Source organism: Coleofasciculus sp. A1-SPW-01, assembly GCF_040217205.1.
GTDB lineage: Bacteria > Cyanobacteriota > Cyanobacteriia > Cyanobacteriales > Coleofasciculaceae > Coleofasciculus > Coleofasciculus chthonoplastes_A.
Genome location: NZ_JAVJNP010000120.1, coordinates 1 through 9,350, shown reverse-complemented (window position 1 = coordinate 9,350; position 9,350 = coordinate 1). Strand labels below are relative to the sequence as shown.

Here is a 9,350-nt window from a genome sequence, read left to right as displayed (position 1 = left end):
GGCAATTAGTAGCGCCTGTGCCGTCAAGAAAGCGTAAGTCCTATTTACGCTGATGTATCATCTTTGGGCAAAAGTGCCAAGATTTGATCGACAAACTGTTGAGGATCAACAATAGGTTTTTTAATATAACCATCTGCACCACTTTGCTTAAGCAAGGCTTCGCAATCGCCTTCCATCATATTACCCGGCATTACGAATATAATGGGCAGATTGCTGGCTTGAGCGTCCGCTTTCAGCATCTGGGCCATCTTGATGCCATCGACTGGCTTACCCTGGTAAACACTGTGAGCCAGGCAAGCATCCATCAAGATAATATCTGCATCTCCCGCCTGGGCAATTTTCATGGCCTCCTCTACATCTTCGGTTCCCTTGACATTCAAGCCACCCCTCTGGGTGAGAACTTTGGAAAAAACGCGAAGATTAATGGGATCGTCTTCTACAATCAGAACGGTTTTCATGGGCGTTGCATCAAGAAAGTTGTCTTTTCAACAAAAGTGCGCTTTGATCATCAGTCTGACAGGGACTGGGCAATTAGTAGCGCCTGTGCCGTCAAGAAAGCGTAAGTCCTATTTACGCTGATGTATCATCTTTGGGCAAAAGTGCCAAGATTTGATCGACAAACTGTTGATGATCAACAATAGGTTTTCTAATATAACCATCTGCGCCACTTTGCTTAACGTAGGTTTCGCGCTCGCCTTCCATCATATTACCCACGACTAATATAATGGGCAGATTGCTGGTTTGAGCATCCGCTTTTAGCATCTGGGTAATCTTGATGCCATCGACAGGCTTACCCTGGTAAACACTGTGAGCCAGGGACACATCCATCAAGATAATATCTGCATCTCCCGCCTGGGCAATTTTCATGACCTCCTCTACATCTTCGGTTCCCTTGACATTCAAGCCACCCCTCTGGGTGAGAATTTTGGAATAAATGCGAAGATTCATGGGCTCGTCTTCTACAATCAGAACGGTTTTCATGGGCGTTGCATCAAGAAAGTTGTCTTTTCAACAAAAGTGCGCTTTGATCATCAGTCTGACAGGGACTGGGCAATGTTGCCACAAAAAAAATCAAATCTTCATCAAGTTAGTGAGCCAGACGCTTACATTACAGCAAATTTGGTGGTTGATGCAGTACAGCCTACTCCAGCAAGATCCCCGACTTCGTAGAAGTTGTCGGAGATCTGTGTAGCCTGCACGAGAACGCCAGCAAGAGTGTTAACGTAGCTGAAGATTCCTTGTTGTAGTTTGAGACTTCGCCGTGTTCAAACGTATTCTGTTATTGCCGATTTTTGTGCTGCTCGCTTTGGTGAGCAAACCTGCTCCTGTTTCTGGACAAGCCCTACTGCCCTATACTCTACAGCTCGATGCTGAGGAATTAGAGCAGCAAGGCTTGAATCTAGCGCAGGATGCCGTTCAGCTTACTCGTTTTCAGCAATACGATCTCGCCTTGTCTAGAGCTAAACTAGCCACTCAGCTTGCTCCCAATAGTTTTGAAACTTGGTTTATTTTGGGAACCTTGTATGTCCAAAACCAGCAATTCGATGAGGGAATTGAGGCACTCTCTAAGGCTCAATCCTTGAAACCTGAAGAGGCTGGTGTTCTCTTCTCCTTAGGCAATACCTATTTTCAGAAACAGGAGTATCGAAAAGCTGTATCTAGTTTAGAAGCTGGCTTGAAGATAGAACCTGAGGTTCCCGAAGCACTCTTTGATCTAGGCAACGCCTACTATATGCTGGATCAGTATCCAATGGCGATCGCTGCCTACGAAAAAGCGGCAGATCAGGAACCGAGCGATACCTGGCCCGTGTGGCCCGCGATCAACAATATTGGGTTAGTTAATTATGAACAGGGGAATGTGGCTAGCGCGATTGACAAATGGCAAGCCGCGATCGCGATTGATCCAGAAGCAGCTGAACCGAAGCTGGCTGTAGCCGTAGCACTTTATACCCAAGGGGAGCAAGACAGAGGACTGACTCTAGGAGAAACAGCCCTCCGCTCAGATGAGCGTTATGCTGATTTAGAGTTCCTCAAAGAAAATCTTTGGGGGGAACGTCTGATGTCTGATACTCAAAAATTCTTGGCAAACCCCAGGATTCAGGCAACCATTGCCCCCGGTAACAACGCTCCTGTACAAGTAGACGTTACCCCTTGAATCAAAATTTGAGTGTTCCCAGACGCGCCCTGGCGCGTCTCTACGCTGCTAAGGTATGGTATCAGGGGATGTATAAGCAAAACTGACCGCAAGCTTTCTGACGTTTTTCGTCGAAACTCCTTTGGGTCACAAACCCTGTCTTGATCAGACAGCTTGACAATTAAATGCTGGTTTTTAAATGGAGATAATCCCAGGAACCAGCTTGCCCTCTAATAAGTCCCTTGCCTACCCAGTCCAAGATGTCTTGGCATTACCCAACGCCTAACTAATTAGGCAAAAGAGATAGTCCGAACTAGGGAAGTATTCGGAAGTCTGTGCCAGAACTAGGCTCAATGGGGCTATTCACCGCTTACGTTGTCCAAACTGGCTTGGTCAATCCTTGTCCCTTTTAGGGCAAGGTTGGTAAACCTCTATATTTTGCCGAAACGGTTGTGGTACAGTACAGGTGTACTTTAGCAAGACTCTAGGGGTTCGGCAATGTCAGCACCCAGTTTCAGAGGATGAATCGTCCTATACCAACAAGGGTTATCGGCGGTGTTGCTCTTACTCAGGTTTGCCTAATCATCTTTGGGCAAAAGTGCCAGGATTTGATCGACAAACTGTTGATGATCAACAACAGGTTTACAGATATAACCATCAGCACCACTTTGCTTAAGGAAGTTTTCGCGATCGCCATCCATAGCATGAGCCGTGACTAATATAATGGGCAGATTGCTGGTTTGAGCATCAGCTTTGAGCATCTGGGTAATCTTGATGCCGTCCACTGGCTTACCCTGGTAAACACTGTGAGCCAGGGAAACATCCATCAAAATAATATCTGCATCTCCCGCCTGGGCAATTTTCATGACCTCCTCTACATCTTCGGTTCCCTTGACATTCAAGCCACCCCGCTTCGTGAGAATTTTGGAAAAAATGCGAAAATTCATGGGCTCGTCTTCTACAATCAGAACGGTTTTCATGGGCGTTGCATCAAGAAAGTCGTCTTTTCAACAAAAGTGCGATTTAATCATCAGTCTGACAGAGACTGGGCAATACAGACCAAGTTCTCTATCCCGGCTTCCCCTACCCCCCTGTTCCCGGTAGCTCTGATCGACTAGGATTGAAAACGACTCGGTATTAGGGGATGGTATCAACGGAAACCGATAGCAAGGGTTCTAAACTTTCTCATCCTCTGTATTTTGCCGAAACGGTTGTGGTACAGTACATACGTACTTTAGTAAGACTCCAGTTTTTCGGCAATATCAGCACCCAGTTCCAGAGGATTGATGTCCCTATCCGAAGATTGGTTATTGGAGGCGTCGCTCTCACTCAGGTTTGACTAATCATTTTTAGGCAGAAGTGCCAGGATTTGATCGACAAACTGTTGGTGATCCACAACAGGTTTAGAGATATAACCATCAGCACCACTTTGCTTAAGGAAATTTTCGCGATCGCCTTCCATAGCATGAGCCGTGACTAATATAATGGGCAGATTGCTGGTTTGAGCATCCGCTTTCAGCATCTGGGTAATCTTGATGCCATCGACAGGCTTACCTTGGTAAACACTGTGAGCCAGGGAAACATCCATCAAGATAATATCTGCATCTCCCGCGTGGGCAATTTTCATGACCTCCTCTACATCTTCGGTTCCCTTGACATTCAAGCCACCCCGCTTCGTGAGAATTTTGGAAAAAACGCGAAGATTAATGGGATCGTCTTCTACAATCAGAACGGTTTTCATGGGCGTTGCATCAAGAAAGTCGTCTTTTCAACAAAAGTGCGATTTGATCATCAGTCTGACAGGGACTGGGCAATGTTGCCACAAAAAAAATCAAATTTTCATCTCGTTGTGGTTAGAAATTAGGACACAGAACTCATGGCAAAACAGTTGAATCTGCTGGCGACTGGTCAAGTTATTCCCACGCCCCTCCATGCAGAGATGCAACAGTCATATCTTGAATATGCCATGAGTGTCATCGTTGGGCGTGCCCTGCCAGACGTTTGCGACGGTCTAAAGCCCGTGCATCGGCGTATTTTGTATGCCATGTACGAATTGGGTTTAACCCCCGATAGACCCTACCGTAAGTGCGCTCGCGTAGTGGGTGATGTTTTGGGGAAATATCATCCCCATGGGGATCAGGCTGTCTACGATGCTATGGTGCGCTTGGTCCAAGAGTTTTCCACTCGCTATCCACTATTGGCGGGTCATGGCAATTTTGGGTCGGTGGATAACGACCCACCGGCTGCCATGCGTTACACAGAGACGCGGCTGTCTCCCATTAGTCATGAAGCCCTCCTATCAGAAATTGGCTCGGCAACCGTTGATTTTATCGATAATTTCGATGGCTCTCAACAGGAGCCTGTGGTTTTACCCGCTCAACTACCCATTTTACTGCTCAATGGTTGCTCTGGCATCGCGGTTGGCATGGCAACCAATATTCCTCCTCATAATCTGGGCGAGATTGTGGATGGGCTAATCGCTTTGATTGATCGCCCGGATCTGGCGGATGAGAAATTGTGGAAATTAATTCCGGGACCAGATTTTCCCACGGGGGGTGAAATTATCGATACGTCGGGAATTCGGGATGCCTATAGCAGTGGACGTGGCATTATTCCGGTGCGGGGAATTGCCAAGGTGGAAGAGATTCAAGTCGGGCGTACTCGCCGTCATCGCCGCACGGCACTCATTGTCACAGAATTACCCTATCAAGTGAATAAAGCGGCTTGGATTGAAAAAATTGCCGATCTGGTCAACCATGGACGCTTAGACGGAATTGCCGATTTGCGCGATGAGAGCGATCGCCAGGGGATGCGGGTGGTTGTGGAACTTAAACGGGATGCTCATCCCAGAGATGTGCTCAAACACCTCTACAAACAAACTCCTCTACAAAGTAACTTTGGCGCGATAATGCTGGCATTAGTCAACGGACAGCCCCGCCAGCTAGCCCTACGGCAATGTCTGGAAGAATTCTTACGCTTCCGGGAACAAACCCTGACCCGTCAATATACCTATGAACTTGACCAGAAACGACAACGGCGTCATCTGGTGGAAGGATTATTGGTTTGCTTAAATCAACTCACTCGCGTGATTGAAATCCTTACCAATGCGCCTGATGGCACAACCGCAAAGACTCAGTTTCAAGAGCAGTTAAACTTGAGTGAGAGTCAAGCTGATGCTATCCTCGCCATGCCGATGCGCCGCCTCACCGGGTTAGAACGGCAAAAACTCCAGACCGAATTTGAGGAACTCACCGCCCGCATTGAAACCCTCCAGGAATTACTCAGTAGCCGACATGAATTACTCAAAACCCTGAAAAAAGAGTTGCGATCGCTTAAACGGAAATATGCTGATCCACGTCGCACCAAGATCCGATCAGCCCAATCGCTCAAAGAACCTAAACAACCCAAATCAGAAAAACAAACCCGCAAGAAAGCCAAAACCTCAGACACCCCGAAAACCTCTGCCTCGAAATCCCCATCGCCTAATCTGATCGAAACGGAAGCTGAACAAACGGTTCTGGAATTTACCTATCAAGGACACGTACAACGCCTGCGTTCTGCCCCTGATCCCAAATCTAAACCCTCGATCAAAGATGGGAACGATTTTGTGATTCAGACCCAGCAAACCACCACGGCGTCAGAATTTGCCACCCTCACCAGTGGAGGCAAAGCCTACCCCTTGAAAGTCCAAGATATTCCCCCCGCCGCAGGGCGTAAGCAAGGCATCCCTGTAACTCGTCTCCTCCCTGATGCGGCTCAATCTGAAACCGTTATCGCCCATTTTCGACCCCACGAACTTACCGAGTCTGTCAGCCTAATTTTGCTCACCCAACAGGGACGAGTGAAGCGTCTACCTGCGACAGAGTTACTTAACCTAACGGCACGGGGTTTAACCACGGTTAAACTCAAAGAAGAAGATGTACTGGCGTATGTTACCCTAGCTCAATCCACTGATGATCTGATTATCGCTACCAGTAATGGGCGCTTATTACGCTTTGAAATTAACGACCAAAATTTACCGATTATGGGGCGTACAGCCCAAGGCAATCAAGCGTTGCGACTGCGGCGTCGGGAGCAATTAGTGGGATGTGTCGCGATCGCGCCCAACGAGAATCTGTTACTGGTATCTGAGCAAGGCTATGGCAAACGCATCGGACTCGGTGTCGTCAGACGCATTAAACGCGGTGATCTTGGCACTCAAGCCCTTCAATTTAAAACCTCAACGGATCGATTGATAGGAGTCATCAATGCCTCTCAAACCGAGACGGCTGTGTTGCTTACCAGCGATGAGCGAGTCATGACGGTATCGTTAAAATCTGTAAAGTTGTTAGGGAAAGATGGGTGTGGCGATCGCTTGGTCAAACTCAAGTCAAATGAAACAATTATCGATGTTACAACAATCCTGCCGTGATTACGTAGGGACACGGCAGTGCCATACCCCTAAAGGTGGGTCTGATGTAACCGAAAACTTTTCGATCAGCTAGATATGGTTTTATAGTGGGGGATAAGTGTGAAGTGAATGCTATAGCAGCCCTAAAGCTTGGGAATTCTGGAAGCACCAGTATAGAAAATCTAACTTAAGTGATAGTTCAACCATCATGACCGATCCCAAACGACCTCCGAGTGCGCCGCCACCCCCTCCACCCCGCGTTCCTCCAGCGCCACCGCCACCGCCCAGGGGAGGAGCGTCTCGGAAAGCGCCGCCAGGGGCAACCCAAGCGATGCCCTCTAAAACAATGCCGATGCCGCCAAAAGCGGGTCAGTCCGCATCAGATCCTACTGCCGTTAAAACAGCACCGAGTTCTCGCCCACCTTCACCGGGCGTCACACCCCGGACACCAGCGCCAGGTGCGGGACTTTCTCCTGGACAGCCAACATTAGCCCAACTGATCCGGGAAGCCTATGACAAGGGATTTTCTGACGTTCATGCCGGTGTCGGTGAAGTCCCTCGGATGCGAAACCGAGGGGAAATGGAACATACAGAATATCCTGTAACTGATAAACCCACGTTTATGAATTGGTTGCGGGAAATTCTCACCGATGAAGAAATTCGTCGCTTTCAAAACGAACTCGAATTTGATGGTGCAGCGCAGTATGATTTTGCCCGGGTGCGGATTAATATCTTCGACTCCCTGACAGGACCGGCATTAGTTCTGCGCTTGATTCCACTCAAGATTTTGACGATGGAGCAGTTACGACTCCCTTCAATTCTCAGGGATGTCTGTAATTACCACAAGGGTCTTATTTTAGTCACGGGTCCAACCGGTTCAGGTAAGTCAACAACGCTAGCGGCGATGATTGACTACATGAACAAGGAGATGCCGAAGCATATCATTACGATTGAAGACCCGATTGAATTTGTTCACAAAAGCCAAAAAGCCCTAATTAAACAACGGGAAGTCGGCGCTCATACCCTCCAGTTTGACAATGCTTTAAAAGCCTCCTTGCGGGAAGATCCGGATGTGATTCTGGTGGGGGAAATGCGGGATCGGGGAACCGTTAATACTGCGCTGAAAGCTGCTCAAACAGGTCACTTGGTTATGGGAACGCTGCACACGAACAGTGCGGTGAAGACTATTGAACGGATTCTCAATCTTTATAATCCAGAAGAGCAACACGCCATCCGCGTCGCTTTTGCTGAATCAATGGTGGCAATCATTGCCCAAGGGTTATGTCGCACCACTGATGGCAAACGTGCCGCCTTCCACGACATTTTGATTAATACAGAAGCGATTCGGGATTATATCCGCAAGGGTGAATATGAGGAAGTTCACGAACTGATGGCGGCTAATGAATTTGACGGCATGATGACGATGAATAAGTCCTTGTTTAACCTTTATCAGGAAGGACGTATCACTGAAGAAACTGCCCTAGAACAGTCGCCGACTCAAAATGAAATGGCGATGATGTTACGGGGTCGTGTTTAATTATCATTTGCCATTTATCATTTGGCATTTGTTATATGTCAGGACAAGGCAGGGGAAAGCAACTCTCATCTTCTTATCCGCTGCCTTTAGCTGCCAATAATTTAAAATCAACAATCAACAATGAACGAGATTCAACGCTCGTTTTCTCAGTTATTTAAGGGTATTGCCCTGTTTACACCAGGGGGAGATTTAATTTATGGCATTGACCCTAGTAAACAAGAGCATTGGCATTTGCATCTGTGTGCGAGTTTGCAAGAAATGCTCGGATTACCGGAACCGCCCCATTTTTTAGTGCCGGGATATACTGGCACAATTGATCGCTGGCTCGATCCTTATACCCAACAGATGCGAACGTCAGCGGAACTTTATCCGCCCATCCAGCACCATCAGGCATTGCTGAATGCTGTGTTTGGTGTCACGAAAGTGGTGTGGCAAGTTGCGCCTTGGCGGGAAGAGTGCTGTGATCCAATAGTTTTGGAGACATATCGCGATCGCTTTCCCCAACTGTGGCAAGATCATGATTTGATTATCCGCTGCGATCGCCCGGATCAATGTCTAGAACAGTTGTCTGATGCTAATCCTAGGCATGAGCACGATTCAAGTCTGATTCAATCTCCCCAGACTTATGCTTTGTCTTTTCCAGAACGTTGGACGATTCAACCAACACCGTGGCAAGAATCCTCCCACTCACCGTCTACAGGGATTGATCCTCTCTTATCCTCTAAATCAGATAGGGAATCGAATCCGAGTGAATCTCAATCTACACCCTTAACTACCCCTAGTTATGTCTTGCGCTTATTTGTATCGGGACATAGTGGATCAACTGAACATATCCTGAAAAAACTGCATCAGTTACTCGAACAATCCCTACAACATCCTTATACTCTAAAAGTCATTGATGTATTTAAGCATCCTGAACAAGCAGAAGCTAATCAAATTTCAGCCACTCCCACACTGCTGAGAGTTTGGCCCCCACCCGTCCGACGTATTGTTGGCGATTTGAATGACTTGGAAAATCTTTTACGTATACTTATTGCTCCTGAGGCTCAACGATAAAAGTAAGCCTAGAACTAAAGTTCTGGCTCAAAGCTTAAACCCGTTAAAACGGGTTCAAAGACTTACCAAGTTAGCGATATTCTACTTAGGGTTTGCTGCACAAGACCGAAACCCTTGGCTACCAAAGCTTTGAGTAGCATGAACATTGGCTCATCTTCAAAGAAAAAGGATAAAACCCTTTCATACCTTTGCACCATTATCAGGGAAAATGTATCATTGCTTCCCCTGCTTCC

9 protein-coding genes are annotated in these 9,350 nt (G+C 47.4%); 5 read left to right on the top strand and 4 right to left on the bottom strand.

What is annotated here, in order from left to right; all coding sequences use genetic code 11:
• Window positions 1-44 precede the first annotated feature (44 nt).
• Together RH949_RS18165 and RH949_RS18160 are read right to left on the bottom strand one after the other, a co-directional pair.
• Window positions 45-458: a response regulator gene (locus RH949_RS18165; protein ID WP_446355049.1), complete on the bottom strand. Its 414-nt coding sequence runs from the start codon at window positions 456-458 to the stop codon at window positions 45-47.
• A gap of 112 nt (window positions 459-570) precedes the next feature.
• On the bottom strand, window positions 571-981 hold the full coding sequence (locus RH949_RS18160; protein WP_446355047.1) for a response regulator: 411 nt from the start codon (window positions 979-981) through the stop codon (window positions 571-573).
• A 280-nt stretch (window positions 982-1,261) separates the two neighbouring features.
• Here RH949_RS18160 and RH949_RS18155 point away from each other — a divergent pair, with 280 nt between their 5' ends.
• Entirely contained in the window at window positions 1,262-2,155 is an 894-nt protein-coding gene (locus tag RH949_RS18155) for a tetratricopeptide repeat protein (protein WP_446355045.1), read from the top strand.
• A gap of 557 nt (window positions 2,156-2,712) precedes the next feature.
• On the opposite strand, the gene RH949_RS18150 is transcribed toward RH949_RS18155, so the two are convergent.
• On the bottom strand, window positions 2,713-3,114 hold the full coding sequence (locus RH949_RS18150; RefSeq protein ID WP_044211092.1) for a response regulator: 402 nt from the start codon (window positions 3,112-3,114) through the stop codon (window positions 2,713-2,715).
• 164 nt (window positions 3,115-3,278) lie between these two features.
• Here RH949_RS18150 and RH949_RS18145 point away from each other — a divergent pair, with 164 nt between their 5' ends.
• Window positions 3,279-3,473, top strand: coding sequence for a hypothetical protein (locus RH949_RS18145; protein WP_044211094.1), 195 nt, complete (start codon window positions 3,279-3,281; stop codon window positions 3,471-3,473).
• Here RH949_RS18145 and RH949_RS18140 read toward each other — a convergent pair whose 3' ends face one another.
• Window positions 3,474-3,875 carry a response regulator gene (locus tag RH949_RS18140; RefSeq protein ID WP_006106193.1) on the bottom strand — a complete coding sequence of 134 codons (402 nt, stop codon included), beginning with the start codon at window positions 3,873-3,875 and terminating at the stop codon, window positions 3,474-3,476.
• A 135-nt stretch (window positions 3,876-4,010) separates the two neighbouring features.
• Between RH949_RS18140 and RH949_RS18135 the strand changes: the two genes are divergently transcribed.
• From RH949_RS18135 to RH949_RS18125, 3 genes are all read left to right on the top strand, one after another.
• Window positions 4,011-6,545: a DNA gyrase/topoisomerase IV subunit A gene (locus tag RH949_RS18135; RefSeq protein WP_446355041.1), complete on the top strand. Its 2,535-nt coding sequence runs from the start codon at window positions 4,011-4,013 to the stop codon at window positions 6,543-6,545.
• A gap of 187 nt (window positions 6,546-6,732) precedes the next feature.
• Entirely contained in the window at window positions 6,733-8,061 is a 1,329-nt protein-coding gene (locus tag RH949_RS18130) for a type IV pilus twitching motility protein PilT (RefSeq protein ID WP_006106197.1), read from the top strand.
• A 120-nt stretch (window positions 8,062-8,181) separates the two neighbouring features.
• On the top strand, window positions 8,182-9,117 hold the full coding sequence (locus tag RH949_RS18125; protein WP_446355039.1) for a circadian clock KaiB family protein: 936 nt from the start codon (window positions 8,182-8,184) through the stop codon (window positions 9,115-9,117).
• Window positions 9,118-9,350 lie beyond the last annotated feature (233 nt).

Excerpts from the sequence above, each read along its gene's own strand:
- RH949_RS18165 (WP_446355049.1), bottom strand. The coding sequence starts at position 458 with ATGAAAACCGTTCTGATTGTAGAAGACGATCCCATTAATCTTCGCGTT.
- RH949_RS18160 (WP_446355047.1), bottom strand. The coding sequence starts at position 981 with ATGAAAACCGTTCTGATTGTAGAAGACGAGCCCATGAATCTTCGCATT.
- RH949_RS18150 (WP_044211092.1), bottom strand. The coding sequence starts at position 3,114 with ATGAAAACCGTTCTGATTGTAGAAGACGAGCCCATGAATTTTCGCATT.
- RH949_RS18145 (WP_044211094.1), top strand. The coding sequence starts at position 3,279 with ATGGTATCAACGGAAACCGATAGCAAGGGTTCTAAACTTTCTCATCCT.
- RH949_RS18140 (WP_006106193.1), bottom strand. The coding sequence starts at position 3,875 with ATGAAAACCGTTCTGATTGTAGAAGACGATCCCATTAATCTTCGCGTT.
- RH949_RS18135 (WP_446355041.1), top strand. The coding sequence starts at position 4,011 with ATGGCAAAACAGTTGAATCTGCTGGCGACTGGTCAAGTTATTCCCACG.
- RH949_RS18130 (WP_006106197.1), top strand. The coding sequence starts at position 6,733 with ATGACCGATCCCAAACGACCTCCGAGTGCGCCGCCACCCCCTCCACCC.
- RH949_RS18125 (WP_446355039.1), top strand. The coding sequence starts at position 8,182 with ATGAACGAGATTCAACGCTCGTTTTCTCAGTTATTTAAGGGTATTGCC.